Origin of the sequence: Acidaminococcus hominis, assembly GCF_022484025.1 — a bacterium.
Lineage (GTDB): Bacteria > Bacillota > Negativicutes > Acidaminococcales > Acidaminococcaceae > Acidaminococcus > Acidaminococcus hominis.
Window position 1 is genome coordinate 326,959 of sequence record NZ_JAKVMG010000001.1, and the last position, 25,194, is coordinate 352,152.

26 protein-coding genes and 1 other annotated feature are annotated in these 25,194 nt (G+C 52.8%); of the genes, 11 read left to right on the forward strand and 15 right to left on the reverse strand.

Annotation, left to right across the window (positions count from 1 at the left end; genetic code table 11):
• Positions 1–18: 18 nt before the first annotated feature.
• Positions 19–229, forward strand: a binding site (T-box leader).
• 57 nt (positions 230–286) lie between these two features.
• The 4 genes from thrS to rplT all read left to right on the forward strand — a co-directional run bounded on the left by thrS (position 287) and on the right by rplT (position 3,504).
• Positions 287–2,191 (forward strand): threonine--tRNA ligase, encoded by a 1,905-nt coding sequence (gene thrS, locus LKE88_RS01570; RefSeq protein WP_369125318.1) that lies wholly within the window; start codon positions 287–289, stop codon positions 2,189–2,191.
• Positions 2,192–2,399: 208 nt separating this feature from the next.
• Positions 2,400–2,903 (forward strand): translation initiation factor IF-3, encoded by a 504-nt coding sequence (infC, locus tag LKE88_RS01575; protein ID WP_199614478.1) that lies wholly within the window; start codon positions 2,400–2,402, stop codon positions 2,901–2,903.
• 18 nt (positions 2,904–2,921) lie between these two features.
• Positions 2,922–3,119, forward strand: coding sequence for a 50S ribosomal protein L35 (gene rpmI, locus LKE88_RS01580; RefSeq protein WP_105325622.1), 198 nt, complete (start codon positions 2,922–2,924; stop codon positions 3,117–3,119).
• Positions 3,120–3,150: 31 nt separating this feature from the next.
• A complete protein-coding gene (rplT, locus tag LKE88_RS01585) occupies positions 3,151–3,504 on the forward strand; it encodes a 50S ribosomal protein L20 (protein WP_105325621.1) in 354 nt (117 codons plus the stop codon).
• 146 nt (positions 3,505–3,650) lie between these two features.
• Here the strand turns inward: rplT and LKE88_RS01590 are convergent, their stop codons facing one another.
• From LKE88_RS01590 to LKE88_RS01615, 6 genes are all read right to left on the reverse strand, one after another.
• Complete coding sequence (locus tag LKE88_RS01590) at positions 3,651–4,244, reverse strand: nitroreductase family protein (RefSeq protein ID WP_276802493.1); 594 nt, start codon at positions 4,242–4,244, stop codon at positions 3,651–3,653.
• Positions 4,245–4,377: 133 nt separating this feature from the next.
• Positions 4,378–5,958 (reverse strand): SGNH/GDSL hydrolase family protein, encoded by a 1,581-nt coding sequence (locus LKE88_RS01595; RefSeq protein WP_105325619.1) that lies wholly within the window; start codon positions 5,956–5,958, stop codon positions 4,378–4,380.
• 223 nt (positions 5,959–6,181) lie between these two features.
• Entirely contained in the window at positions 6,182–7,147 is a 966-nt protein-coding gene (locus tag LKE88_RS01600; RefSeq protein WP_105325618.1) for a bile acid:sodium symporter family protein, read from the reverse strand.
• Between the two features lie 19 nt (positions 7,148–7,166).
• Entirely contained in the window at positions 7,167–7,550 is a 384-nt protein-coding gene (gene panD, locus LKE88_RS01605) for an aspartate 1-decarboxylase (RefSeq protein WP_105325617.1), read from the reverse strand.
• Between the two features lie 3 nt (positions 7,551–7,553).
• Positions 7,554–8,405: a pantoate--beta-alanine ligase gene (gene panC / locus LKE88_RS01610; RefSeq protein WP_105325616.1), complete on the reverse strand. Its 852-nt coding sequence runs from the start codon at positions 8,403–8,405 to the stop codon at positions 7,554–7,556.
• 278 nt (positions 8,406–8,683) lie between these two features.
• Positions 8,684–9,271, reverse strand: coding sequence for an HD domain-containing protein (locus tag LKE88_RS01615; RefSeq protein ID WP_105325615.1), 588 nt, complete (start codon positions 9,269–9,271; stop codon positions 8,684–8,686).
• Between the two features lie 210 nt (positions 9,272–9,481).
• Here LKE88_RS01615 and LKE88_RS01620 point away from each other — a divergent pair, with 210 nt between their 5' ends.
• The 3 genes from LKE88_RS01620 to LKE88_RS01630 all read left to right on the forward strand — a co-directional run bounded on the left by LKE88_RS01620 (position 9,482) and on the right by LKE88_RS01630 (position 11,741).
• Complete coding sequence (locus LKE88_RS01620; RefSeq protein WP_105325614.1) at positions 9,482–9,742, forward strand: heavy-metal-associated domain-containing protein; 261 nt, start codon at positions 9,482–9,484, stop codon at positions 9,740–9,742.
• 38 nt (positions 9,743–9,780) lie between these two features.
• A complete protein-coding gene (locus tag LKE88_RS01625; RefSeq protein WP_105325613.1) occupies positions 9,781–10,446 on the forward strand; it encodes a 3'-5' exonuclease in 666 nt (221 codons plus the stop codon).
• A gap of 107 nt (positions 10,447–10,553) precedes the next feature.
• Complete coding sequence (locus LKE88_RS01630) at positions 10,554–11,741, forward strand: MalY/PatB family protein (protein WP_105325612.1); 1,188 nt, start codon at positions 10,554–10,556, stop codon at positions 11,739–11,741.
• A 69-nt stretch (positions 11,742–11,810) separates the two neighbouring features.
• Here LKE88_RS01630 and LKE88_RS01635 read toward each other — a convergent pair whose 3' ends face one another.
• Positions 11,811–13,013, reverse strand: coding sequence for an MFS transporter (locus LKE88_RS01635; RefSeq protein WP_105325611.1), 1,203 nt, complete (start codon positions 13,011–13,013; stop codon positions 11,811–11,813).
• Positions 13,014–13,194: 181 nt separating this feature from the next.
• Between LKE88_RS01635 and LKE88_RS01640 the strand changes: the two genes are divergently transcribed.
• Positions 13,195–14,115, forward strand: coding sequence for a type III PLP-dependent enzyme domain-containing protein (locus LKE88_RS01640; protein ID WP_276802498.1), 921 nt, complete (start codon positions 13,195–13,197; stop codon positions 14,113–14,115).
• 4 nt (positions 14,116–14,119) lie between these two features.
• Here LKE88_RS01640 and LKE88_RS01645 read toward each other — a convergent pair whose 3' ends face one another.
• On the reverse strand, positions 14,120–15,037 hold the full coding sequence (locus tag LKE88_RS01645) for an IS3 family transposase (protein WP_105325363.1): 918 nt from the start codon (positions 15,035–15,037) through the stop codon (positions 14,120–14,122).
• Positions 15,034–15,795 (reverse strand): helix-turn-helix domain-containing protein, encoded by a 762-nt coding sequence (locus tag LKE88_RS01650; RefSeq protein ID WP_105325742.1) that lies wholly within the window; start codon positions 15,793–15,795, stop codon positions 15,034–15,036. The genes LKE88_RS01645 and LKE88_RS01650 overlap by 4 nt, the downstream gene beginning before the upstream one ends.
• A 47-nt stretch (positions 15,796–15,842) precedes the next feature.
• Between LKE88_RS01650 and LKE88_RS01655 the strand changes: the two genes are divergently transcribed.
• Positions 15,843–16,139 carry a hypothetical protein gene (locus LKE88_RS01655; protein WP_276802500.1) on the forward strand — a complete coding sequence of 99 codons (297 nt, stop codon included), beginning with the start codon at positions 15,843–15,845 and terminating at the stop codon, positions 16,137–16,139.
• A gap of 67 nt (positions 16,140–16,206) precedes the next feature.
• On the opposite strand, the gene LKE88_RS01660 is transcribed toward LKE88_RS01655, so the two are convergent.
• The 3 genes from LKE88_RS01660 to bioD all read right to left on the reverse strand — a co-directional run bounded on the left by LKE88_RS01660 (position 16,207) and on the right by bioD (position 19,218).
• Entirely contained in the window at positions 16,207–17,112 is a 906-nt protein-coding gene (locus LKE88_RS01660) for a radical SAM protein (protein WP_105325609.1), read from the reverse strand.
• A gap of 67 nt (positions 17,113–17,179) precedes the next feature.
• Entirely contained in the window at positions 17,180–18,532 is a 1,353-nt protein-coding gene (gene bioA, locus LKE88_RS01665) for an adenosylmethionine--8-amino-7-oxononanoate transaminase (protein ID WP_105325608.1), read from the reverse strand.
• A complete protein-coding gene (gene bioD / locus LKE88_RS01670) occupies positions 18,532–19,218 on the reverse strand; it encodes a dethiobiotin synthase (protein WP_105325607.1) in 687 nt (228 codons plus the stop codon). The genes bioA and bioD overlap by 1 nt, the downstream gene beginning before the upstream one ends.
• 245 nt (positions 19,219–19,463) lie before the next feature.
• Between bioD and LKE88_RS01675 the strand changes: the two genes are divergently transcribed.
• Both LKE88_RS01675 and LKE88_RS01680 read left to right on the forward strand, forming a co-directional pair.
• Complete coding sequence (locus LKE88_RS01675; protein ID WP_105325606.1) at positions 19,464–19,964, forward strand: nitroreductase family protein; 501 nt, start codon at positions 19,464–19,466, stop codon at positions 19,962–19,964.
• 202 nt (positions 19,965–20,166) lie between these two features.
• Entirely contained in the window at positions 20,167–20,667 is a 501-nt protein-coding gene (locus tag LKE88_RS01680) for a DUF805 domain-containing protein (protein WP_105325605.1), read from the forward strand.
• 103 nt (positions 20,668–20,770) lie between these two features.
• Here the strand turns inward: LKE88_RS01680 and LKE88_RS01685 are convergent, their stop codons facing one another.
• Genes LKE88_RS01685 through LKE88_RS01695 form a run of 3 tightly spaced genes read right to left on the reverse strand, consistent with a single transcriptional unit; the run spans position 20,771 to position 24,829 of the window.
• Positions 20,771–22,615: an ABC transporter ATP-binding protein gene (locus tag LKE88_RS01685; protein ID WP_231085816.1), complete on the reverse strand. Its 1,845-nt coding sequence runs from the start codon at positions 22,613–22,615 to the stop codon at positions 20,771–20,773.
• Positions 22,590–24,335, reverse strand: a complete 1,746-nt coding sequence (locus LKE88_RS01690; protein ID WP_105325603.1) for an ABC transporter ATP-binding protein — start codon at positions 24,333–24,335, stop codon at positions 22,590–22,592. Before LKE88_RS01690 ends, LKE88_RS01685 begins: the two co-directional genes overlap by 26 nt.
• A complete protein-coding gene (locus LKE88_RS01695) occupies positions 24,332–24,829 on the reverse strand; it encodes a MarR family winged helix-turn-helix transcriptional regulator (RefSeq protein ID WP_105325602.1) in 498 nt (165 codons plus the stop codon). The genes LKE88_RS01690 and LKE88_RS01695 overlap by 4 nt, the downstream gene beginning before the upstream one ends.
• Positions 24,830–25,194: the final 365 nt, after the last annotated feature.

Below are 25,194 nucleotides of genomic sequence, written 5' to 3' on the forward strand. Positions count from 1 at the left end.
TTAAGCCAATTTCAAAAGCCAAAGGTAATGCGAAGGACAAGCTGTCATAGATGCTGTACAGAGAAGTCGGAATGCTGAGAACCGACCCGGATAAGTGGCAGGTAACCACCTTCAAACCATCTGCTGAACCAATAGTAAGCCAGATCGTAATCCTGCGTTAAAGGGTCCGAGAGGGTTCGTATTGTCGAACCAATCAGGGTGGAACCGCGAGCTTAGGCCCGTCCCTATTACAGGGACGGGTTTTTTGTTTTGCCTGGCTAAGAATAGAGGAGGAACTATCATGTCAATGATTCAAGTAAAACTGCTGGATGGCAGTGTAAAAGAAGTTGAAGCAGGCAGCAGCTTGCTGTCCATTGCCAAGAGCCTGTCCCAGAAACTGGGCAAACAAGCCCTGCTGGCCAAGGTTGACGGTGTCAACAAAGATTTGAGCGATACCCTGGACCACGATGCCCAGGTGGAATTCGTTACTCCGGATTCTGAAGAAGGCCTCCATGCCATTCGCCATACGGCTTCCCATGTCATGGCCCAGGCCATTCAGCATCTGTTCCCGGGCACGAAGTTTGCCATTGGCCCTGCCATTGACAAAGGCTTCTACTATGACCTGGACAGTGAACACGTTTTTACGCCGGAAGATTTGGCTGCCATTGAAAAAGAAATGGGCAAAATCATCAAAGCCAACTATCCTCTGGTGCGCAATGAATTGCCCCGGGAAGAAGCTTTGGCCAAATTCAAGGCAGAAGATGAACCCTACAAGGTGGAACTGATTGAAGACCTGCCGAAAGATGCCGTTATCAGCACCTATACCCAGGGCGACTTCACCGACCTGTGTGCCGGCCCGCATTGCCCCTCCACGGGCCGTGTAAAGGCGTTCAAGCTTATGAGCATTGCTGGTGCCTACTGGCGCGGCGATGAACACAACAAGATGCTCCAGCGTATTTATGGTACGGCTTTTGCCACCAAAGAAGAACTGGAAGAATACCTGCATATGATGGAAGAAGCTGCCAAGCGCGACCACCGGAAACTGGGCAAGGAACTGGGTATCTTCATGCTCAGCGATTACGGCCCCGGCTTCCCGTTCTTCCTGCCCAACGGCATGATCATCCGCAATACGCTGATTGATTACTGGAGAGAAGTTCATAGAAAATATGGCTATCAGGAAGTTATGACTCCTATGATCATGAACCGGCAGCTGTGGGAAACCTCCGGTCACTGGGATCATTACAAGGAAAATATGTATTTCACCAAGATTGATGACCAGGATTACGCCATTAAACCCATGAACTGCCCCGGCGGCATGCTGGTTTACGCCAACACGCCCCACTCCTACAAGGAACTGCCCCTGCGGGTGGGCGAATTGGGCCTGGTACACCGCCATGAACTGTCCGGTGCCCTGCACGGCCTGTTCCGGGTACGCTGCTTCACCCAGGATGATGCCCATATCTTCATGATGCCCAGCCAGATTGAAAGCGTTATCCAAGAAACCATCCGGCTGTTTGACGAAGTATACGCTACCTTCGGCCTGACCTACCATGCAGAACTGTCCACCCGTCCGGACAACTCCATGGGTGACGACGCTACCTGGGAAATGACCACCGGCGCCCTGAAAAAAGCCATGGACGACTTCGGCCTGAAGTACACCATCAATGAAGGCGACGGCGCTTTCTACGGCCCCAAGATCGACTTCCATCTGAAGGATTCCATTGGCCGGACCTGGCAGTGCGGCACCATCCAGCTGGATATGCTGCTGCCGGAAAAATTCGATCTGACCTATACTGGCGAAGACGGGCAAAAACATCGTCCGGTTATGATCCACAGAGTGGTGTATGGGTCCATTGAACGCTTCATTGGTATCCTGATTGAAAACTATGCCGGTGCTTTCCCGGCTTGGCTGGCTCCGGAACAGGTTCGGGTAATGCCCATTACGGACAAGTACAATGACTACGCCAAGAAGGTAACGGACAAGCTGCTGGCCCTGAACGTACGGGTACATCTGGATGACCGGAATGAAAAGATTGGCTACAAGATCCGGGAAGCCCAGGTCAAGAAGGTTCCTTATATGCTGGTTATCGGCGAGAAGGAAGTGGAAAGCAACACGGTTTCCGTCCGCAGCCGCAGCGAAGGGGACCAAGGGGCTATGGACGTAGATGCTTTCACGGCCAAACTGTTGGATGAAATCAAAAACAAAAAATAAGAAATACGGTTGACAGTGGGGGGCCTCTGTGGTATTATAATCAAGTAACCAAGTAGAGGCCACCTGCTTCTCACCTTGCGGCAACGCTCGACAGGGTCATTGATACGTATTTTGAACGGGTGGACTTTGGTTCGCCCGTTTTTTATTTTTGAGAATTTGAGAAGTTGTGATTAACTGATGGAGGTGAGCAGTCATAGCGAAAGAAGAACTGCGAATTAATGAAGAGATTCGTGCTAGAGAAGTCCGCGTGAACTCTGCTGATGGTGAACAGCTGGGTATTATGTCCTTGAGTGAGGCCCTGAATCTGGCTGAACAACGGCATCTGGACCTGGTGGAAATTGCTCCGAAAGCAAAACCGCCGGTATGCCGGATTATGGATTATGGTAAGTACCAGTATGAACAGCAAAAACGGGAAAAAGAAGCCCGTAAGCGCCAGAGAGTGATCGATGTAAAGGAAGTTAAACTGCGTATCCGCATCGAAGACCACGATTTTGACGTTAAAACCAAAAACGCCGTCCGCTTCCTGGAAAGCGGTGACAAGGTAAAAGTGACCATTATGTTCAGAGGCCGGGAATTGACCCACCCTGAACTGGGTGAAGAATTACTGAATAAAATGGCGGATAAACTGCAGGAAATTGCTGTGGTTGAAAGAAAACCCAAACTCGAGGGCCGCAACATGATTATGATTGTGGCACCTAAAAGCGCCAAATAACAAGGAGGAAGTCAAATTATGCCGAAAATGAAAACCCGCAGATCCGCTGCGAAACGTTTTAAAGTCACTGGTTCCGGTGAATTCAAACGCGCAAAAGCCTTCAAGAGCCACATTCTGGAGCACAAATCTCCTGCCCGGAAGAGAAATCTGCGTAAAGCCACGCTGGTTCATAAGACTGACCATGAACGCGTAGCAAGAATGCTGCCTTACGCATAAGCACGATTAGAATCCAAGGAGGAGTAAGAGAATGGCAAGAATTAAAGTTGGTGTAACTGCTCATAGACGTCATAAACACATTCTGAAGCTGGCTAAAGGCTACAGAGGTTCCAAGAGCAAGCTGTTCAGAAAAGCTAATGAAACCGTAATGAAAGGCCTGATGTACGCTCGTCGGGACAGAAGAGCAAAGAAACGCGAATTCCGTCAATTGTGGATCGCTCGTATCAATGCTGCTACTCGTGCCAACGGCCTGAGCTACAGCCGTTTCATCTGCGGCCTGACCAAAGCTGGGGTTGAACTGGATCGTAAAGTTCTGGCTGACCTGGCTGTCAACGATGCTGCTGCTTTCGCAAAGCTGGTTGAAACTGCTAAAGCTGCCCTGTAAGACACACAAGATACTGTGGGAAATCCTACAGTATCTTTTTTTATGCCCAAAAAGTCGGAGAAAGGGGCAGAAGCGCTGGGGACGCAAAAAAAACGGCCCCCAGATCCCCGTAGGGACTGGAGGCCATGGTTAGGAGGTGCCTGGAATTAGAATACCTTTACCCGTTCATCAATGGGCAATTTGGTAATGGCATTGGGGGCCTGCAGGGCTTCCCCAAAGGGCATTTCGGCAATCAGCTGCCAGGAATCGGGAACCCCAAAGGTCTTTTTCACTTCTTCATCAATCAGAGGATTGTAATGCTGGATGTTGACACCCAAGCCCAAATCGGTCAGGGCCGTCCAAATGGCGAACTGCATCATCCCGTTGGCTTGTTGGGCCCAGATGGGGAAGTTGTCTGCATAGGCAGGGAATTGTTCCTGCATATTCTTTACGGTAGCTGTTTCGTCAAAGTACAGAATGGTACCATAGACAGCGGCAAAGCCTTTGATTTTGTCTTCTGTGCGGCCAAAAGCTTCTGCCGGCACGATTTTCCGCAGGGTTTCCATTGTAATGTTCCAGATTTTGTCGTGATTTTCGCCGGTGGCAATGATAATCCGGCCGGACTGCATATTGAAGGCAGAAGGTACTTCATGGACCAGTTTCTGCACGGTTTCTACAACTTGTTCCTTGCTGACAGGGATATTTTTGCCCAGCGCGTAATTGGTACGGCGATTGGCAATGGCCTCTACAAAGTTTCTCATATATATTCCACCTTTCGTAGTTAATAATTATCCTTCTTTAATTATATAGGGTATATTTATAAAAAACAAGGGTGTAGGGAAATTATCTTGTATTTCCCTACACCTTCTGGTTTTTTGCTAGTCACTATGCAGTTTAGTTATGGTTTTGCTGGAGGGCGGCCATGATGCCGGGCCATTGGCTGTTGATGGCTTGGGCCATCAGCTGCTTGCCCCGGAAGTTCAGATGCAGCCCATCGGCAGCCAGACTGGTGGGCAGCTCCTGATTTTCGTCGATAACTCCGGACAGGTCAATGTGGTAGGGCTGGCTGCGGATCCAGTCGTTAACAAGCTTGAATTGGCTTTGCCAGTTGTCCGCCGTAGGCTCATCAAAGGCCTGCTTGATATTGGCCGGGTTGATGGGCGGCAAGGTCATGAAGATGGGAACAATCCCATTATCCGCACATTTTTGCCGGAGGGCATCCAGGTCGCTGATCACGGAATTGCCGCTGACCCAGCCCCGAAGGCTGTTGCTGCCGGTCATGATAATCAGGTATTTTACGTGGAAGGGCAGTACGTCCTTGTCAAAACGGTCCAGGGTAGCTGCGCTGGTATCGCCGCTTTCCGACAGATTGATGGAGTCAAAGTCCAGGTAGTACTGGTAGCTGTATTCCCAGTCGGAAGGGGAGTAGGACAGGTCGCCGCCCCCGTGGGAGATACTGTCGCCCAGGGTACCGATTTCCCAATTGTCATTGGGATTGGTGCGCAGGGGGAGAGGGTCGGTAAAGGGCCCCAGGGGCTTGTCGTTGTCGTCCATGGCCCGGACCCGCCAGTACATGGTATAGGGGGCGTAGTGGGAGCTGTCATCGTACCAGTCAAAGCCGGTGGAGCGGCCCCGCTCAAGCAGCTGCTTGTCCAAAGCCGGCAAGGTAGGGCTTACTTTGTTGGTTTTCAGAACTTCAATCTGGTAGTGGGCAGCGCCGTCCACGGGAATCCAGTTGTATACCGGGTAGAGCAGGGTGGTGCCGTTGCCGGTGTTGAAACGGGTCAGGGGCACCGGGGTCAGGTCCGGCTCCTCCTTGGGATTTACAAAGGAAACCTCTGTTTTGGACGGGGCGGATACCGGGTTGTCATCCAGGTCAAAGCCCTGTACGGTCCAGCGGATATTCCCTTGGGTACCCGGGGGCAGGATTACGTTCAGGCCTTCCACGTAGGCCCTTTGGGTGGGCATTTGGGTGTTGTTGGGCAGGGTAATGGTAAGGTCGTAGTAAACGGCGCCAACTACCTTGTTCCAGGTCAGGAAGGGCCGCAGGGAGGCGGGATCCGTCTGGGTGTAGTGGGACAGGATGGCGGGAATGGGCAGACCCGTAGCCGGGTCCACTTTGGCAGCGGGCTGCAGGGTGCTGTCCGCGTCCGTGGGCACGTCCTCATTATTGTCAGAATCTCCAGCAGGCTGTAAGGGGGCAACAGCTGTCTGCGGGGCAGCCTGAGTGTCAGTTGGCGCCGCAGCCGCTTCTGGAGCCGTCTTTGGGTTAGCCTGGGGCTGTTCTTTGGAGGTACTGGCAGCTTCTGGCTGAACCTCCCCCGGTTTTTCCTTGGCAGGGGGCAGCACCCCGTCTGCCGCTTGGGACGGTGCATCCGTTACCGCTGCGTGGACAATGGAGGGCAGAAGGAATCCTGTTTGGAGCAGAGAAGCCAGTACAAGCGTGGGAATCAATTTTCGTTTATGATAGGTCATAGTATCTTATACCTCAACTTTTTTAGAAATTGCGGGCAGTGTTTGTAAGACGTGTGCGTCAAGTACTGCTTAATATATTGTAGGAAATTTACCGGGAAAAAGCAAAGTTCTCCCCAAATTGTCACAAAATGGGCAAAAGGAGACAAAAAAACAGGCAGCGGCACAAGGCCAGCTGCCTGGAAAAGGGGCTGGAGAAAAGCCTCCAAAGCCTTTTGGCAAAAACTTATTTATTGACTTCAGCGTCTGCTTCCTGGTAGGCCAGGTCTTCTTCTTCGTCCTTGCCAATACAGTAGGAAGCATACAGGGAACCGCTGACATTGTGCCACACCGAGAAGATGGCACCGGCAATACCGCCCACTGCGGTGAAATACATCAGGGCCAGGGTGGAGGCCAGACCAGAATTCTGCATGCCAACTTCAATGGTCATAGCCCGGCATTGGGCCGTATTCAGACCAAAGCGCTTGGCGAAGAAACCGCCCAGCAGCATCCCGCACAGGTTGTGGAGAATTACCACTGCCAGGATTACCAGGCCATTTTCTACAATGGCTTTGCCGGACAGGGATACCACGCAGCCCACGGTGAGAATAACCACCAGCGCGGACAGCATGGGCATAATCCGGATGACCTTCTGGACCTTGGCAGGGAACAGGGTATTCAGGGCTACCCCCAGAATTAAGGGCAGCAGCACCATCTGCACGATGGAAAGCATCATGGAGACAAAGCTGATCTGCACCCAGGTGCCGGCTATCAGCCACACCAAAAAGGGCGTTACCACAGGAGCCAGCAGGGTATTGACCATGGTCATGGATACGGACAGGGCCACATCTGCATGGGCAATGTAGCTGATTACGTTGGAAGCTGTACCGCCGGGGCAGCAGCCGACCAGTACCACGCCAATGGCAATGGCTGGGGGCAGCTGGAACAGGTGAATCAGGACATAGGCTACCAGGGGCATAATGGTAAATTGCAGCAGGGAGCCGATGGCCACGCTTTTGGGCCGGGACAGCACTGCCTTAAAGTCGCTGGGGGTCAGGCTCATGCCCATACCGAACATGATAATGCCCAGGAACAGGGGAATCCGGGGAGCCAAAGGCTTCAGCAAAGCCGGCTCTACAATGCCCAAGATCCCAATGAGGATAACGCCAGCGGACATATAACGGGTACAAAAATGAACGAGTTTATCCAGCATAGGGGTCCTCCTTCCGGGCTCAGCTGATTTCCCGTTCGGCTTCCTGGCCCCGGACCTTTACCGGGTGATTGTTTTCGTCCACCATCACCACTTTGGGCACAAAGCTCCGGGCTTCGGCTTCTTCCATTTGGGCATAGGCGATAATGATTACCGTATCACCTACCTGGGTCAGCCGGGCCGCAGCCCCATTCAGGCAGATGACGCCGGTGCCCCGGGCGCCGGGGATGGTGTAGGTTTCCAGACGGGCCCCATTGTTGTTGTTGACAATCTGCACCCGTTCTCCGGGGAGAATGCCGGCAGCGTCCAGGAGATTCTGGTCAATGGTAATGCTGCCCATATAGTTCAGGTTGGCCTCCGTCACGGTAGCACGGTGGATTTTGCCATGGAACATTTGATACAGCATGACTTAGGCCTCCAATACTACGTTATCAATCAGACGGGTGGTGCCAAATTTCACGGCAACAGCCAGCAGCACACGGCCGGAAATGGTTTCTTCCACTTCGGTCAGGCCGGGCATACCGTACATTTCCACATAGTCAATATTGCTCAGGGGTTCAGCGGAGATTTCGTCTTTTACCTGCTTTAGGAGAGCAGCGCTGCTGCGTTCTCCCTTGTCAAAGGCTTCTTTGGCGTGTTTCAGGCTCCGGGACAGGACCAAAGCGGCCTTCCGTTCTTCCGGAGACAGGTACACGTTCCGGGAGCTCTTGGCCAGTCCGTCGGCTTCCCGGATAATGGGCATAATCCGCAGTTCTACCGGCATAAACAAATCTTCTACCATGCGCCGCAGCACTTCCGTCTGCTGGGCGTCTTTCAGGCCGAAGTAAGCCCGGTCTGCCTGGGACAGATGCATCAGTTTGGAAACCACCGTGGTAACGCCCCGGAAATGGATGGGACGGGTACGGCCGCACAGCACCTTGGTGACATTGCCGGTGACCTCTACCCAGGTCATATCCTTATGGGGGTACATTTCAGCGGGGGAGGGAGCAAACAGCACCGTGGCACCGGCTGCTTCTGCAACCTTGCTGTCCGCTTCCAGTTTCCGAGGATAGGCATCGTAGTCTTCGTTGGGCCCAAACTGGGTGGGATTTACGAAGTCACTGACGATAACCACCTGGTTTTCCTTGTGGGCCGCTGCAATCAGAGATGCATGGCCTTCGTGGAGGGCACCCATGGTGGGTACCAGGCCAATGGATTTCCCCTCTGCCTTACAGGTCTTGACGAATTCCTGAATTTCCTTTACCGTTCGAATCAGCTGCATTTCAAACATCCTTTCTGGTTGGGACGGCCTGGGGGCGAGCCTGCCGATCAGAGTCATTGTGGCTGCCGGTCCAGGCCTCAGTTTTATTTGTGCATTTCGGGAACGCTGCTTTAGAAATACACATTCACGGGTGCTATTGTACAACAAAAAAACAGGTTGTCAAGACAGTAGTTCGGGTTAACCATGCAGTTGTAGTTTACATAACTAAAATTAATACAAAAGGAGCCCTGGTATAGGGCTTCTACGATTGATTTTCAATTTTTTTCCGAACATTATAATCAAATTTTATCTTTTCCCTGGCGCTGGGCTTGAATCTTTGCGGTGGTCTGGGCATCGATGGCTTTTTTGAGCTGGGTCAGCTGGGGGGAAAACTTTACGTCTTCGGCCCCATAGGTGTATTGCAGGTCATATTCCTGGGGAAGCCAGGTATCCAGGTCCGACTCGTTGTGGCTGATTACCGCCTCCAGCCGGTCCAGGGCCTTATAAATTTTGGCTTCCTGCGTTTGTTTCTGCTCCATTTCTGCAAAGAGTTCCGTAAATAGGAGGCGCTGGGCCTGAGGCAGTTCCTGCACCCAGTTAGTCAGGGCAAAGGTTTCCTCGGTCCGGTCCTGCTCTGTCTTTACAAAGGTGGGAATATCTCCGGTAAAACTTTCTCCCAGGTCGTGGATCAGGCACATGGCTATGACTTTGTTCATATTGAGTGAGCTATACGGCGGGTCCTGGGCCAGCAAAAGAGCCATCAGCGCCATGCGCCAGCTGTGGTCCGCCACGCTTTCCTTGCGGCCAGGTGCTGTAAAGCAGTGGCGGGTGGTGGTTTTCAATTTGCCTGCCTGGGCAAGAATCTCCAATAATACTTCGGGTTTCATGAAAAAATAGCCTCCTAGGGAAAATATCTAGGTTAAGTATAAGCCAGCCTGGGCAAATGAACAAGCTCCGGCGGAAATTATTATTGAGTTATCTAAAACTAACTTTTTCGTTGACATTTCCCAGGAACCTACTATAATAAATACAGATACCCCGGGATGGTATAGGGTACCAAATAGTTTGGCCTTTGGGTCACACAAGGAGGATTTCCCATGGTAAAATGTATCGTAGGTGTGGAGGGTATGGCTTGCAGTATGTGCGAAAGCCATATCAACGACGCCATTCGCAATCACTTTAAGGTTAAAAGCGTTTCGTCTTCCCACACGAAGAAACAGACAGAAATCGTCTCAGAACAAGCACTGGACGAGGCAGCGGTCCGTAAGGTTATCGACGCTACCGGGTATCAGGTGACGGACATCAAGACCGTACCGTATGAACAAAAGAAGGGATTCCTGGCTCGTTTGTTCGGATAATCCCTGCCCGCTGCCCGTTGGTCAGAAAGAGGTGCAGTATGTACAAAGAACGCCGCAGGGCGCCTGCTGTCAGCACGGGCAAAAGCCAATTGGCCTTTCCTGACAATTATATTGTAGTGGACGTGGAAACTACCGGTCTTTACCCTGACCGGGACCGGCTTATTGAAATAGGGGCGGAGAAGGTGGTTCAGGGAGAAGTGGTGGATACCTTTTCTTCCCTGCTCCAGCCTAAGGCCCATTTTACAGGCCAGTTCGTTTCCCCCTTTATTACCCGGCTTACGGGGATTACCAACGCCATGCTCCAGGAGGCTCCGGCTGCCCAGGACGTGCTTGGGCAGTTCACCCAGTTTGTCGGAGACGGGCTGCTTCTCGGCTACAATGTGGGCTTTGACGCCCAATTCCTGGCAGCCCGGTCCCAGGCCCTTTTGGGAACGCCCATTTTAAATGACTACGTGGATATCCTGATTTATGCCCAGACCCTTCACCCGGAGGAGCAGGGGCACAGGCTGGCCGACATGGTCCGGCTCTATGGGCTCACCAACGAGAATGCCCACCGGGCCCTTAGCGACGTAGATGCCACCCGGCTGGTGTATGGCCGCCTGCGGGCGGAAGCCCTGGCCAAATTTGGCACGGAAGAAGCCTTTTTCAAGGAAGTCTGCCGGGCCGGGTATCATGCGGAAGAAGAACAATTGTCTTTGTGGTAAGAAATGGTCCGGCGATGCAAAATCATTTTGCATCAGCCGGACTTTTTATGTTAGAATACCTATATTATATTGAAATTCTAGGATTTACTGGGAAAAGAGGGCTTGTTATGGCAAACAAATATAATTTTGACCAGATCATTGACCGCAAAGGCACCAGCTGCCTGAAATACGACTTTGGCCTGCAGCGCAAGGGCCGCACGGACCTGCTGCCCATGTGGGTGGCAGATATGGACTTCGCCCTGCCTGAGGAAATTCTGGCAAACTTCCACCAACGGATTGACCATGGAATTTTTGGTTATACGGACCCGGACGCAGAATACTTTGCAGCCCTGAACCATTGGTTCTCCACCCAGCACGGCTACACCGTTGAACCCCAGTGGGTGACCCTGGGCTGCGGGGTGGTGTACGGCCTGGCTACGGCGGTGAAGGCCTTTTCCCAGCCCGGGGACGCCATCCTGATCCAGCAGCCGGTGTACTATCCCTTTAAAGAAGTCATTGAGGACAATGGCCGGGTGTTTGTGAACAACCAGCTTCATTATGAGAACGGCCGCTACACCATAGACTTTGCGGATTTTGAACAGAAAATTATTGACCACAACGTAAAGGTATTCCTGCTGTGCAATCCCCATAACCCGGTAGGCCGGGTGTGGTCTGCGGAAGAACTCCAGCGCCTGGGAGAAATCTGCCTGGCCCATCACGTGATTATCCTGGATGACGAAATCCATTGCGATTTTATTTATCCGGGTTTCCATTTCACCAGCTTTTTTACCCTGGACAAAAAATTCCACAAGAACCTGGTGGTCTTTACTTCTCCCAGCAAAACCTTCAACGTGGCCGGTTTCCAGCCTGCCAATATCATCATTCCCGATGAAACCCTGCGGCAGGCCTACAAAAAGGCCAACGCTGCTGCCGGCTACAGCCAGGGCAGCATCATGGGTCAGGTAGCCGTGAAAGCCTGCTATACCAAAGGCGCCCAGTGGGTGCGGGAACTGAACCAGTACATTTACCAGAACATGGTATTTGTCCGGAACTTTGTGCAAGAAAACTTCCCCAAGGCCACCTTTGTGGAGCCCGAAGGCACCTACTTGGTTTGGATTGATTTCTCTGGCTATGGCCTTACCGATGAGGAACTGGAACAGCTGGTGGTGGACGATGCCAAACTGTGGCTGGACTCCGGGAAAATCTTCGGACCTGCAACTGCCCAGTTTGAACGGTTCAACCTGGCTTGCCCCAAAGTGGTGGTGGAACAGGCTTTTACCCAGCTGAAAAACGCCTTTACGGCCAAAGGGCTGTAAAAGGGCCAGTAAATAAAAATGCTCCCTTCCGTCAGTTCCTGCACAATAGGACTGGGGAAGGGAGTTTTTTCAGGCTTTTTTCAGCGGCGTCTGCCACAGGGCCAGGACCCAGATGACGACGGCCAGAAGGCCGATAATGGAGTAGGTGTCCGTCAGGCCCCGTGTATCGGCGATTTTACCCAAAAGCGGTGCTACAATGCCGCCGATGCTGACCGCCAGGCCTAGGGTTACGCCGGAAGCCAGACCCATATGGTTGGGCAGGTAACGCTGGCCGGAGAGCACCAGGGAGCTGTAGCACAGGCTGATGCCCATGCCCATGGGTACCAGCAGCAGCCCTGCGGCGAGAACGCTGTGTACCCGGGGAAACAGCATCAGCCCCAGTGCCAGCAGGGTGCAGGAAAACACAATGGTTTTCTTTTCGCCCCACAGGTCCGCCAATTTGCCTCCCAGGAGGGAAGAGGCAGCAGTCACGGCGTAGTAGATGCTTAGCAGGGTGCTGCTGAAGGTGTCTGTCTGGCCCAGCACGTGGATGAAATACAGCACCAGGAAGGTGCTGACCCCGCTGTACACGATGGAGCGCAGGGTTACCAGCACGCTGAGTTTGGCAAAGCTCTTCACATCGTCCTGCTGGGGTGCCTGGTCCTGTCCCCGGGCTGCAGCCGTCCCGGTTCTGGCGTCTGCGGCTTCTTTGGGGAAGAACAGGTGCAGGGCCGTGCCGAAAAGGAGGGGACCCAGCAGGTAGAGCAGGGTTCCCTTCAGTCCCCACAGGGACATGGCCAGGGTGGTGAGAATGGGGCCCAGGGTAAAGCCCAAATTGCCCCCAAAGGAAAAGATGCCCATGCTGACGCCCTTTTTGCCGGTGCGGCTGGTGGCGTTTACCAGCTTGGCCGCCTGGGGATGGAACAGGGCTACCCCAATACCGCTGACCATTACCGCCAGGCACAGGCCGGCAAAATTGGTAACGTAACCGGTCAGGGCCATGCCGCCTGCTGCCAGGGAGACTCCCAGCAGCATAAAGCCTGGCCGGTTCTTCTTGTCAGACATATGGCCAAACACCGGCTGGATAATGGAGCCGGCCAGGTTGGAAACCATGACCAGGGTGGCTGCCGTGGTGTAGCTGTAATGGTGGGCGGCAATGAGAAAGGGCAGCAGGGCTGCCAGGGAGCCCTGGTTGATATCGGAACAAAGATGCCCCAGGGCCAGTACGTAGCGGGCCTTGGAGGTGGGGTTCTCAGCAGAGGAGGGCGGTGCTGCCGCCGTAAGTGTGGACATAATTTTAGCTTCCCTTCATGCAATTTTGATTATTTTATCTTATAATAGAGTATATAGCCCCTTAGGGGGAATCATCCTAGAAACGCAAGCCTAAAGCAGGCGGTATTTCTTTTATTGTAGCAGGCTGAAGGGAAAATCGCACCTGTTTCTTTAGGCTTATCGAGAAAGAGGGAAAATTCTTATGGAACCATTTTGGATTATGGAACAAAGAGAAAAACTGCGGGATATTGGCAAGAAGTATCCCAGCGTCTATGTGTACCACCGGGATACCATCTTGACCCAACTGGATAACCTGCAGCAGCATTTTCCCCGTTTTGGCTTTCTGTATTCCCTGAAGGCCAACCCTTTTCCGCCCCTGGTGAAGGCCATTGCCAGCCAAGGGGTGGGAGCAGACGCTGCCAGCGCCCGGGAAGTGGAACTGGCCGCAGCAGCGGGAATGCCGCCTTCCCAAATCTATTATTCCGCCCCGGGAAAAACCTGGGAGGATTTGGAACGGACCCTGGGCAAGGCCGTCATCATCGCAGACAGTCTGCACGAGCTGGAGCTTTTGGAAGCAGTGGCCGCAGAGCGCAGCACCACCTATGAAGTGGGGCTCCGCATCAACCCCAACTTTGCTTTTACCGGAGGCCCTGGGGTGGCCTCCAAGTTTGGGGTGGATCAGGACCAAGCTTTGGCATACCTGAAAAATCGGAAGCCCGGCCGGATTTCCGTTCAAGGCATCCACGTCCATCTTCGTAGCCAGGAACTGGATCCGAAGCTGTTGGCAGCCTACTATGGCCACGTACTGGAATTGGCCCAGGAGACCGCCAAAACGCTGGGTCGCCCCCTGGCTTTTGTGAATCTGGGGTCCGGCATTGGCATTCCCTATAACCTGTCGGAAAAGCCCCTGGACCTGGACGCCTTGGCCAAGGGGCTGGCACCCCAGGAAGAAGCCTTTGCCAAGGCTATGCCCCAGACCAAGGTGCTCATTGAAACCGGCCGTTACGCCGTAGGCCAGGCCGGGGTGTATCTGACCCGGGTGCTGGATCGGAAGGAATCCCACGGGAAAACCTTCCTGATTCTGGTGTGCTCCCCGTCAAGTAGACAGTTCCTAATAATATAAACCTCTACGCCGCCATTTGGTAGCTATTATGTTTTTGCATAGGGGTCAAACGGCCCAAATTCCGCTGCAAACGGCCACTGTTGTAATACTCCATGTAGTTATTAATCATCGTTACCAAAGCTTTACGGCTGTCGAAGTCACGAGTATAGTACCGTTCTCTTTTCAGCATGCCCCAGAAGCCTTCCATCGGGCCATTATCAATGCATTTTCCTATCCGTGACATACTCTGCGTCATACCAGCATCTAGAATCATCTTGCGGAAATCCCTGCAGGTGTATTGGAATCCCCGGTCAGAGTGAAACAGGGGATGCGCGCCAGGGTTTTTCAACAATGCCTTATTGAAGGTATTGAATACCAAATTTTTATCGTTCCGGTTGCTTATCACATAGGAAACAATTCGTCTGTCATACAGGTCAATAATCGCGCTCAGATATACCTTATGCACAACTACCCCCTCATAGTAGTGAAATTCTGAGACGTCAGTACACCATTTCTGGTTAGGGGCATCGGCTTTAAATTCCCTATTCAAGATATTTTCTGCAATGTATGCAGGATCTATTGCACGCTGGGTGCAGCCCTTAGGGGCATATTTAATCGTAGACTTTATATTTATCACTCGACAAAGATGAAGAACGCGACCGTCACCAATTGCTATTGGTTTCGTGTCAGGATAGATCTTCTTATTTGGGGCTCGTAAGTCATCAGCTATTCGTCTGTACCCTTTAGCTGGGTCAGCCTTGTATATCTCTTCTATTCTTTTAGCAATTTCCTTGTCGTCAATTTCGCGTGCTGAAGGCTCTCTATGAAGCCATTTGTAGTAGCCGGCCCGGGACACTTTTCCCAATTTGCACAGGCCAAGAATAGGGTAATTCTTTTCAGCGTGCAGTTCTTTAATGGCTTCATAAATGGCTCCATATCTTATTTGTGTGAATCCCGCCTCCTTTCCACAATATCGAGTTTTTTTAGGAAATCAATCTCCATATCCTTGGCTTTGAGTTTTGCATTAGCCAGTTTGAGTTCAGCTTTCATACACTCATATTCTGTAGGGGCTTCTTCAGGGACTTCTACTGGCTTCCTGTGTCCGCGCCCATCTATGAGTCCTTCGGTATTGTACTTATTATATTTTAAGACGTAATTTCTGACTTGCTGGTAGGAAACCTTAAACTTTTCAGCGGTTTCATGGTAAGCATTCCCGTTTTCAATGCAGTATTTTACGATTTCAACGCGCTCGTCAAAGGTCGTTTGTCTAGCTTTAGTCATGATCTTGGCACCTCCAGTACCCGAACTTTTTAGTTCCTCATGACTATTATACTTCTTTAACCAGTCTCTGATTTGACGAGAACTTTTTAATCCGTATTTTTGTACCAGCTGGGACATAGTCGTTTCGCCCTTAAGATATTCCTCTACGCATTGGATCTTAAGATCAGCAGAATAACTTTTAACCTGTCTTTTGTTAAATACCTCAGGACCATTTCCTATATATTCATCTACCCAATACTGTACTGCTTTCCAGTGAACCCCTAACCTTTTTGCAGAAACCATTGGTGATTCTTCATGAGCAAGAACAGCTTTGACAGCCTTTAATTTATCCTCTGCACTGACTTTCGATATAGACATTTTACATACTCTCCTTTCAACGAATCCAGGAGGTTTAACTATATGCCAGTCTACTTTATTCATAGCATACCATTCTCAGCAATACCTTAAACGGCTTTATCCGGCCGTCCTTGGGCCAATTGGTCCAGAACTATTCCCCCAATCCGGAACCGGCAGCCTGCGAACCTCTCTACAGCGAGGCCGGCGCCTTCCAGTTCTTTACCCTGCGGGAGAAGCCGGGTGCCCTGGAAACGGTTACCCTGGTTGGGAACCTGTGCACGGCGGCCGATGTGGTGGCTGAGGATTTGGAACTGCCCCGGCTGGAAATTGGGGATGTGGTGGGCATCACCAACGCCGGTGCCTATGGCCGGGTTCTGTCCCCGGACCAATTTGCCAGCGTGGCTGACCTTCACGAAGTACTGTTATAAAGCAAAAAAGGAACCTTCTGTGCCAAACCTGAGGGCTTGGTGCAGAAGGTCCCTTTTATTTTGTCTTTTATTTGTGGCTGCGAATTCCCGTGCCGTCAAACAGGGGAATGAAGTTTTCATCGGCGGAGGCCGCTTCCTGGACGTACCCGTCTTCCAGGGGACTGTCCATCAGATAATTCTCCACGTCTGCGTATTCTTCATCCGTCAGGGTCCGGTTGATTTCCGGGAACTGGTCTGCCTGACCGCAGGGCACGTACTGTCGCATCAGGCTAAACAGCACCTGTCCCGGCCCAAAGGTGTCCGTAACCCAGTCAATAATCCGCTTGCTGTCTTCCGTCTGGCCTGGCAGGATCAGGTGGCGGATCACCACCCCTTGCTGTAAAATGCCGTCCTCATCCAGCTGATAGGGGCCTACCTGGCGGTACATTTCTTGAATGGCCTGGGTGGCAAATTGGAAATACTGCGGAGCGTTGCTGTAGCGGATGGCTGTTGCTTCCCGGTAATACTTCAGGTCCGGCAGGTAGATCTGGACCTTGCCTTCCAGCAGCCGCAGGGTTTCCACCTTTTCGTAGCCGCCGCAGTTAAAGACCACCGGCACTGGCAGTTTGGGCTCCAAAGATTCCAAAAGCAGCGGCACAAACTGGGTGGCTGTAATCAAATCAATGTTGTGGGCCCCTTGGTCAATGAGAGAACTGTAGATTTTCCGCAGGTCCTCCGGGGTAACCTCCCAGCCCTTGCCCTCCCGGCTGATTTCACTGTTCTGGCAGAACTCGCACTGGAGGGTGCAGCCGGAGAAAAATACTGCACCGCTGCCCCGGGTACCGCTGAGGCACGGCTCCTCCCACAGGTGGAGGGCGGCTCGGGCTGCCTTAGGCCGCAGGGCGCAGCGGCAGTAGCCCAGCTGTCCCGGTGCTCCTTCATATTCCGGACGGTTGACCCCGCAGTTGTGGGGACATAAATTGCAGATATACATAAAGACCCTTCTTCCGTTAGCGTGTAGGGCTATTATAGCACAACCCGGCACTTGGCGTCAGGTCCGGTTAGCTGACCGGCAGCTGGTCGTACAGGGCGTCCCGGAGAATGGCCACCGCCTTGTCCAGATCCTTTCGCTCAATGGTAAGGGGCGGGTTAAAGTACAGTACGTCCCCCATGTTTCGCAGCACCAGGCCCTTGTCCATGGCTTTGCGGAAAATTTGCCAGCCCAGCCGGCATTTGCTGGGGAAGGGCTCCTTGGTTTGTTTATTGAGAACCAGTTCCAGGGCGTTGATCAGGCCAATATGGCGGATTTCCCCTACGTTGGGGTGATTGCCCACCGCTTCCTGGAGTCTGGCGTGGAGGTAGGCCCCATTTTCCCGGACCCGCTCCAGCAGGTTGTCCCGTTCCAAAATGTCCAGTACCTTCAGGGCAATGGAGCAGGCCAGAGGATTGCCCGCATAGGTGTGGCTGTGGACAAAGGCCTTTTGGGTGCCGTAGTCATCATAGAAAGCGTTGTACACCTGGTCCGTGGTAATGGTAAGGGACATGGGCAGATACCCGGCAGTCAGACCTTTGGAGGTGCACAGCAGGTCCGGGCTGACCCCGGCATGCTCAATGGCAAAGAGCTTTCCCGTCCGGCCAAAACCGGCGGCGATTTCGTCGTCGATCAGCAGGACTCCGTAGGCATCGCACAATTTACGCAGCTTGATCAGGTAGGCCGGGGGATAGATCCGCATACCGGCTGCTCCCTGGAGAATGGGCTCCACCAGACAGGCCGCCGTTTCGTGCCCGTACTGGGCAAAGGCCCGCTCCGCTGCTTCGAAGCAGTCCGTGTGACAGGTTTGCCGGTTTTCCCCGTAAGGGCAGCGGAAGCAGTCCAGCCCTTCAAAATGTATATTATCCATGAGCATGGGGTGGAACAGGGCTGCATAGTGGTCCAGGGAACCTACGGAAAGGGCGCCGATGGTCTCTCCGTGGTAGGAGCAGGGCAGGCACATAAAGCGCTTTCGTTCCGGGTGTCCCGTCTGCACCTGGTATTGAAAGGCCATTTTCATGGCCGCTTCTACAGCAGAAGAACCGTTGTCGTGGAAGGTAAATTTGGTGAGCCCTTTGGGCAGCAGGGGCTGGAGCCGCTGGGCCAGTTCAATAGCCGGCTTATGGGTGAAATTGGTGAAAATCACGTGCTCCAGGGTGTCCACCTGCTCCTTGACCGCTGCGTTAAGTTCTGGATTGCAGTGGCCCAGCAGATTGCACCACCAGGAAGAAATAATGTCCAAATAAGCCTTGCCCTGGCTGTCGTACAGGTATACGCCCTTGGCATGGTCGATGACCACCGGCGGGAAAATCTCATTGTCCTTCATTTGCTGGGCAGGGTGCCAGATGAGCTCCTTGTCCAGTTGTTCCCAGGATTTTTCCATTAGTTCTTCACCTCCAAAGGCGCAAAGCAGGCTGCCAGGGTTTTGGGGTCGCAGTCCAGCGATGCAGCTCCTGTAGGAATTTTGGCCAGCACCGGTACCCCGGTCATTGCGGGAATCATTTTGAGGTTATCCTCTTCCAGGACACCACCCTGCCAATGGTTCAGCAGCACGCCCTTTACGGGAATCCCCAGCTTTTCACAGTAGGCAGCAGTGGTGACAATATGGTTCAGGGTGCCCAGGCCGGCCTTGGCCACAAGCAGGACCGGCAGCTCCAGCAGCCGGATAATATCCGTTAGGTCGATATGGGCCTTTGCATCCCGGCGGAGGGGGCAGGCGATGCCCCCGGAACCTTCCATTACCAGATAGGGATAGCGGGCCGCAGCCTTTTGAAAATCCCGGTGAATCACCGCAAGGTCCACCGGATTGCCCTCCAGCTGGGCCGCCAGGTGCGGGGATACCGCTGTTTTGTACAGATAGGAAAGCAGCAGGTCTTCCGGTTCCCCAATTTGGGCAAAACGGTTGACGAAACCCGCATCCGACTCCGCCACCGAGTCCGCTCCGCTGATAGCCGCCTTGTAGTAGCCCGTGTCATAACCGCCCTGACGCAGGGTCTTGATCAGCAGCGCTGTAACATACGTTTTGCCGATATCCGTGTCTGTACCGGTAATGAAAAGTCCGTTTGACATCATATATTCCCCCTAAACAGATTGGTGCGGCTCTAGTTGAGCCGCGGTTAACTTTATTTATGATAACGTAAACCAAAATTACAATCAAGGTTAACGGTAAAAAGTTAACGATAAATTGTATATATTAGGTATTGATAACTGTGTACGTTCGTGTTACAATTGAGACAAAATATAGGAAGCACGGTTTGGAGTACCCCCCGGGGAGTCCGCGCTTCAGGCGTTTGCCAGTATTAGGAGGGAATTGTATGACTAGCAGTATTTTTACCCGTGTCAGCGTAAGACGGTATGAGGACCGTCCTGTAGAACAGGAAAAAACCGATTACTTATTGAAGGCCGCCATGCAGGCACCTTCCGCCGGGGACCAGCAGCCCTGGGAATTTTACGTAATCAAGAACCCCATTATTTTGGCCAAACTGGCCCGAATCAGCGAATATTCCGGCGCCGTAGGCCGTGCACCCATTGCCATTTTGAGCGTAATGCGCACCGAAGGACTGCCCTTCCAGCCGGTTGCTCCTGTGGATATGAGCATCTGCATGGAAAATATGTGGCTGGCTTGCAGTGAAGTAGGTTTGGGCGGCGTTTGGATTGGGGTAGCTCCCTTTGAAGACCGCATTGCCAAGGTAAAGGAAATCCTGAACCTTCCCGATACCCTGCAGCCCTTTGCCATTTTGGCCTATGGCTATCCGGACAAGGAACGGCAGCAGCGGGACCGTTGGGATCCCAAGAGAATCCACGTGGTGGAATAAACCGCGTAAAAAGAGACACTCTGCAAAAGCGCAGGGTGTCTTGCTTTTTGTGGGAGTTTTATCACCCAACCCTTTTGCTATACTAAGGTTAGCGGAAGGATTAGCCTAGCAAATGCCCTAGCAGTCTGCGTTGAGGCAAGCTGTCCTGCCCGTCAGCCGGTGTGCCCTGGTACCCGGCAAGCCAGCAGAGGAGGTTTTGCAAATGGGTGATTTTTTTATGGGTTTAATCAAGTTGGGGCTATTTTTTCAATTCGGACTGCCAATTCTGGTGGGAATCCTTGTTCTTATTGTTTCGGCCTTTGCCCCGGGGAGCATCCTGTCCTTTAGCGGCAGGTTAAGCCGGAAAAAATATTTTCTCTATGGTTTGGGGGATTTTGCCCTGCTGATGGTGGGTATGCTCCTGGCCTTTTGGGGAGAAGCGCAGAGCATGTCCGCCGTTATGGATGTGGGACTGATTCTTGCCGTGGTCAGTTTTATTTTTTTCTACTCCCTGGCTGCCAGACGGCTGCACGACTTTGGCCAATCTGCCTGGTGGTGTTTGGCCCTTTTTGTGATGTTTCGCCTGCTGCCCAGCGGGCCGGACATGAAAGATGCTTTGAACCTGATTATCTTTGCCGGTTTGGCACTGATTCCAGGAGACAAAGGGAACAACCGGTACGGCCCGGATCCCTTGGACCCCACCAACTACCCGGAGGTATGGTAGGGCAGGCTTTTGCCAAGCCGCTGCACAAATTACAGATAAAAAGAAAGGTCAGTTTCCCAAAACCGAAACAAGGGAAACTGACTTTTTTGCTGTACCAACGAAATTATGCCCCGGCAAACTGGCTGTTGTATAGGTCCGCATAGGCGCCGCCCTGCTGCAGCAGTTCCTGATGGGTGCCCTGTTCCACAATATTGCCGCCGGCCATAACCAGAATCAGGTCTGCGTCCACAATGGTGGACAGCCGGTGGGCAATGACAAAGCTAGTCCTGTCCTGCATCAGGGTCTTCATAGCCCGGTTGATTTCCATTTCCGTCTGGGTATCCACGCTGGAGGTGGCCTCGTCCAAAATCAAAAGGGGAGGGTTGCAGAGAATGACCCGGGCAATGGTCAGCAGCTGGCGCTGGCCTACGGAAATGGCTTCGCTGTCATTTTCCAGCCGGGTATCATAGCCCTGGGGCAGGGTTCGTACAAAGAAGTCCACCCGGGCTGCCTGTGCTGCCTTGCGGATTTCTTCTGGGGAAGCGTCCGGCCTGCCATAGGCAATGTTTTCACCAATGGTGCCTTCAAACAGCCAGGTATCCTGGAGTACCATGCCAAAATAGGAACGGAGCTGCTGCCGGGACAGGTCGGCAATATCCACATCGTCCAGGAGAATCTTCCCGCCCTGAACTTCGTAGAAGCGCATCAAGAGATTGATCAGGGTGGTCTTCCCGGCACCGGTTTCCCCTACAATGGCCACCTTTTGGCCGGGCTGTACGGTAAAGCTGACTCCTTTCATAATTTCCTTGTCCGGACTGTAGCCAAACCGTACCTGACGAAATTCCACTTTGCCCCGTATAGTAGGAAGCACCGGGGGCTGCGCCGGCTCCGGGCTCAGTTCCGGCTCGTCCAGCAGTTGGTAGACTCGCTCCGCAGAGGCCAGGGCAGACTGCATGGAGGTAATTACGTAGGAAGCATCTGTCAGCGGCTCCGCAGCCTGGTTCATATACTGGAGAAAGGCCTGGAAGGCCCCCACACTGAGGCGTCCCTGAATCAGCAGACTGCTGGCCCAAAGGGCGATGCCCACTTGTCCAAGCCGATTTACCAGACGGATGGCTGGATTCACTACATTAATGAGAAAATCTACCTTTTCAGAAGACCGGGCCAAGGCTTCGTTGGCAGTATGAATATGCTGGGAACTGTCCGCTTCCCGGCTGAAGGCTTTGAGAATTACCCGGCCGCTGTTGTATTCCTCTATCAGGCTGGTGACCCTGCCCATAGCTTGCTGCCGGGCGGAGGCTTGGTTCAGGGTGGCCTGGGAAAACAGTTTGGTAACTCCCAGCGCCAGCAGGGTAAAGAGCCCGAACAGCAGGGTCAGCCGGGGCTGGAAATGGAACATCATAACCAGTGCCCCCAGCACCATGCCGACCGAAGTAAACAGCTCTAGCACCCCATTTTGCAGGGCTTCGGACATTTTGTCCAGGTCGTTGGTAAAGCGGCTGAGGCTGTCTCCCGTGGGCTGATGGTCAAAATACGACAGGGGCAGCCGGTTTAATTTCTGGCTTAGTTCTGTCCGCAAGTGCAGGGACAGGGTCTCCGCAAAGGAGAGCATGGCATAGCTTTGCAGACTATAGAACAGCCAGGCTCCCAGATATAGCAGAAACAAAATTCCGATTTCCCGGCCGCCCTGCTGCCAGGTTACGTGAAATGCCTGTCCCAGGGTTTGGCTTATCTGAATGTCGTTCCACAGATGGTCAATGACCCCGGCACTGTACCAGGGTGCTGCAATCATCAAAATGGTGTAGAAGGTTACGGACAGCAGCACCAGAATAAGCCTTTGGTGGAAGGCCCGGGCTGTTTGCCACAGTCGTTTCAGGGTTTTCCAGGCAGCCTGGGGCTTTTCAAAGGACAGTTCATAGGCCAGGGAAGTGTCCTGTTGGTGTTCAGTTTGCCGGTTGTCCTGTGCCATGGCAGCTGCCTCCTTTCGTTTGGGATTCCACAATCTGTTGGTATGCTGGGCAGCCTTTCAGCAATTCCTGATGGGTGCCCACCCCCACGGTCCGGCCGTCTTCCAGCACAATAATCTGGTCCGCTGTTTCAATGGTGCTGACCCGTTGGGCAATAATCAGAACCGAACTCCCTGCCAGGGTGTTTTTAAGGGCCCGCCGCAGGGCCGCATCCGTTTTGAAATCCAAGGCAGAAAAGCTGTCATCAAAAATGTACAAATCTGCTTTTTTGAGCAGCGCCCGAGCAATGGCCAGCCGCTGCCGCTGCCCACCAGAAAAATTGGTTCCCCCTTGGGATACCTGGGTTTCCAGTCCTTCCGGCAGGTCCTTCACAAAGTCCGCCTGGGCAATGGAAAGGGCCTTTTTCAGGTCCTCCTGGGAAGCTTCTTTCCAGCCCACCCGCAGGTTTTCGGCCAGGGTGCCGGAAAACAGCCAAGCCTTTTGGGGTACATAGGAAATATGTTTGCGCAGCTGTTCCTGGGTCAGCTGGCGAATATCCATTCCCTCCAGGGTAATGGCTCCTTCCGTTACATCGTGAAAGCGGAGCAGGAGCTTGGCCAGGGTGGATTTTCCGCTGCCGGTGCTGCCAATAATGGCGGTGGTTTTTCCCCGGCACAGGGCAAAGTCCAGGTTTTGCAGAGCAGCCTCCGCCGCGTTGGCAAAACGGAAAGTAACGTTATGCAGCCGGAACACTTCGGGTGCAGCCGCAGGCAGTGCTTTTGCCTTCCCATCAGTAATTTCCGGCTGCTTTGCCAAAACAGCACCAATCCGGTTTAGGCATACTTTGGCCCGGGGCAGGAGAATCACCACCATTTGGGCCAAAATCACGTAGAACAAAATCAGAATGGCGTATTCCGTGAGAGCAGTCAGGTCCCCAATCTCCAGCTGCCTTGCGCCAATCTGGTCCGCTCCCAGCCACAAAATGGTACAGATGCATAGGTTCATGACAAAGATGGCCAGGCTTTCCAGGCCGAAAAACAGTCCATTGGCATGAATGGCTGATTCTGCATAGTCTGCAAAGGACCGGTGCAGCCGTTTTTCTTCGTAGGCTTCCTTGTTGAAGGCACGGATAACCCGCACCCCGGTGAGATTTTCCCGAATCAGCACATTGATTTTATCCAGCAGGGTTTGCAGCTTTTCAAAAATGACTGCCGCTTTCCGGGTAATCAGCACGGCCCCGCCCAAAATTACCGTGGTGACCCCAATCATCAGCTTTCCCATTTCCGGGTTCAGGGAGTAGGCCAGCCCCATCCCCATGAGGCACAGGGCAGGTACTGGCAAAATCATCTGAATGGACCAGGTAAAAGCCTGTTGGACCACGCTGACATCTGTCAGGGTACGGGTAATCAGGGAACCGGTGCCAAACTGGTCAAAATCGGTCTCCGAAAAGGCAAGGACGTGGTCGTACAGAGCATTGCGCAGGTCCCGTCCCAGCCTGGCCGACAGCCGGGCGCAGAGAAAACTGCCCACCAGCGTTCCTAGGGCAGAGAGCAGTACCGCTCCCAGCATACAGACACCTTTATGGACCACTTCCGGCCAATTGCCTGTTTCCAGGCCAATGTTGATCATTTCCGCTGCCAGGGTGGGAATATACAGGGTGCCTGCCACATCTATCAAAGTCACCAGTACGGTGAAAAAGCAGAGACATTTGTAGGGCTTGAGAAAATGCAGCAGAACCCTCATGGCGTAGTCCTCCCTTTCCCCTTTTGGCCTGTCTGCGAGGTTTCCTCCAGTTTCTCCACATGGGTCTGGAATGCCAGCTTCAGCCGGTCACTGAGGAAAGCTAGGGCATCAATAAAGGAAGTAGAGTATTTTTCTACCGTTTCCGTAAAAGCCTGGGCTTCCGCCTGATAAATCGGCGCCAGTACCTTTCGGGTGTAGGCTTGTCCCAGGGGGGTCAGTTCAATATGGCATTCCCGCCGTTTGCCGGGAATGGGGGACAGCGTCAGATAACCTTCTGACTCTGCCTGCTTAATGGTGGTGTTCAGCGTACTTTTGGGAAAACCCCATTCTGCACAAATTTCCTTTTGGGAATGGGCCTGGCCGTTATCCAGGGCATACAGCAGCCACAGCAGGGATTCCTTGATGCCAATTTTGGCGGTATCGTTGTAATAGAGCTCGTCAATATTATTTATGGCGATAATCAGCCGGCGCATAGCTTTACGGTCTTGTTCCACTTTGGAAGCCTCCTTATAATCCGAAATCGTATTTTAAACCTGTATTAGATTATAGTACGAAATCGGATTATAATCAACCCGCATTTTTACCTGCTGGGGAGGATGCCGGCAATAGCTGCTGTGATTTTTGCCTTTTGCAGGGTATTTTTTGCCGTTAGCTTGGTCTTTCTTACTCTGAAAAGAATGAGTATTGACTTTTGCACTGCAAAACTGTTTGAATGAAAATAACGAATATTGCGGGTGCTGGCAGCCTGGCAGGCCGCAGAAATCTAATGCTCCTGCCAAGGCGCTGCGGTGTTTTACCGCAAACGGCAGGAGTTATGAAGGACGGGATGGTTATGGAAAAGCAGGAGCAGAAGCTTACC

What these genes read in the sequence shown, in the direction of transcription:
- panC (WP_105325616.1), bottom strand. Translation starts at nt 8,405, where the DNA reads ATGCAGCTGATTCGAACGGTAAAGGAAATTCAGGAATTCGTCAAGACC.
- rpmI (WP_105325622.1), top strand. Translation starts at nt 2,922, where the DNA reads ATGCCGAAAATGAAAACCCGCAGATCCGCTGCGAAACGTTTTAAAGTC.
- LKE88_RS01675 (WP_105325606.1), top strand. Translation starts at nt 19,464, where the DNA reads ATGACTAGCAGTATTTTTACCCGTGTCAGCGTAAGACGGTATGAGGAC.
- LKE88_RS01595 (WP_105325619.1), bottom strand. Translation starts at nt 5,958, where the DNA reads ATGACCTATCATAAACGAAAATTGATTCCCACGCTTGTACTGGCTTCT.
- bioD (WP_105325607.1), bottom strand. Translation starts at nt 19,218, where the DNA reads ATGTCAAACGGACTTTTCATTACCGGTACAGACACGGATATCGGCAAA.
- panD (WP_105325617.1), bottom strand. Translation starts at nt 7,550, where the DNA reads ATGCTGTATCAAATGTTCCATGGCAAAATCCACCGTGCTACCGTGACG.
- LKE88_RS01625 (WP_105325613.1), top strand. Translation starts at nt 9,781, where the DNA reads ATGTACAAAGAACGCCGCAGGGCGCCTGCTGTCAGCACGGGCAAAAGC.
- LKE88_RS01680 (WP_105325605.1), top strand. Translation starts at nt 20,167, where the DNA reads ATGGGTGATTTTTTTATGGGTTTAATCAAGTTGGGGCTATTTTTTCAA.
- LKE88_RS01650 (WP_105325742.1), bottom strand. Translation starts at nt 15,795, where the DNA reads ATGAATAAAGTAGACTGGCATATAGTTAAACCTCCTGGATTCGTTGAA.
- LKE88_RS01615 (WP_105325615.1), bottom strand. Translation starts at nt 9,271, where the DNA reads ATGAAACCCGAAGTATTATTGGAGATTCTTGCCCAGGCAGGCAAATTG.
- thrS (WP_369125318.1), top strand. Translation starts at nt 287, where the DNA reads ATGATTCAAGTAAAACTGCTGGATGGCAGTGTAAAAGAAGTTGAAGCA.
- LKE88_RS01640 (WP_276802498.1), top strand. Translation starts at nt 13,195, where the DNA reads ATGGAACCATTTTGGATTATGGAACAAAGAGAAAAACTGCGGGATATT.
- LKE88_RS01630 (WP_105325612.1), top strand. Translation starts at nt 10,554, where the DNA reads ATGGCAAACAAATATAATTTTGACCAGATCATTGACCGCAAAGGCACC.
- bioA (WP_105325608.1), bottom strand. Translation starts at nt 18,532, where the DNA reads ATGGAAAAATCCTGGGAACAACTGGACAAGGAGCTCATCTGGCACCCT.
- LKE88_RS01620 (WP_105325614.1), top strand. Translation starts at nt 9,482, where the DNA reads ATGGTAAAATGTATCGTAGGTGTGGAGGGTATGGCTTGCAGTATGTGC.
- LKE88_RS01690 (WP_105325603.1), bottom strand. Translation starts at nt 24,335, where the DNA reads ATGAGGGTTCTGCTGCATTTTCTCAAGCCCTACAAATGTCTCTGCTTT.
- LKE88_RS01590 (WP_276802493.1), bottom strand. Translation starts at nt 4,244, where the DNA reads ATGAGAAACTTTGTAGAGGCCATTGCCAATCGCCGTACCAATTACGCG.
- LKE88_RS01635 (WP_105325611.1), bottom strand. Translation starts at nt 13,013, where the DNA reads ATGTCCACACTTACGGCGGCAGCACCGCCCTCCTCTGCTGAGAACCCC.
- LKE88_RS01660 (WP_105325609.1), bottom strand. Translation starts at nt 17,112, where the DNA reads ATGTATATCTGCAATTTATGTCCCCACAACTGCGGGGTCAACCGTCCG.
- rplT (WP_105325621.1), top strand. Translation starts at nt 3,151, where the DNA reads ATGGCAAGAATTAAAGTTGGTGTAACTGCTCATAGACGTCATAAACAC.
- LKE88_RS01685 (WP_231085816.1), bottom strand. Translation starts at nt 22,615, where the DNA reads ATGGCACAGGACAACCGGCAAACTGAACACCAACAGGACACTTCCCTG.
- LKE88_RS01600 (WP_105325618.1), bottom strand. Translation starts at nt 7,147, where the DNA reads ATGCTGGATAAACTCGTTCATTTTTGTACCCGTTATATGTCCGCTGGC.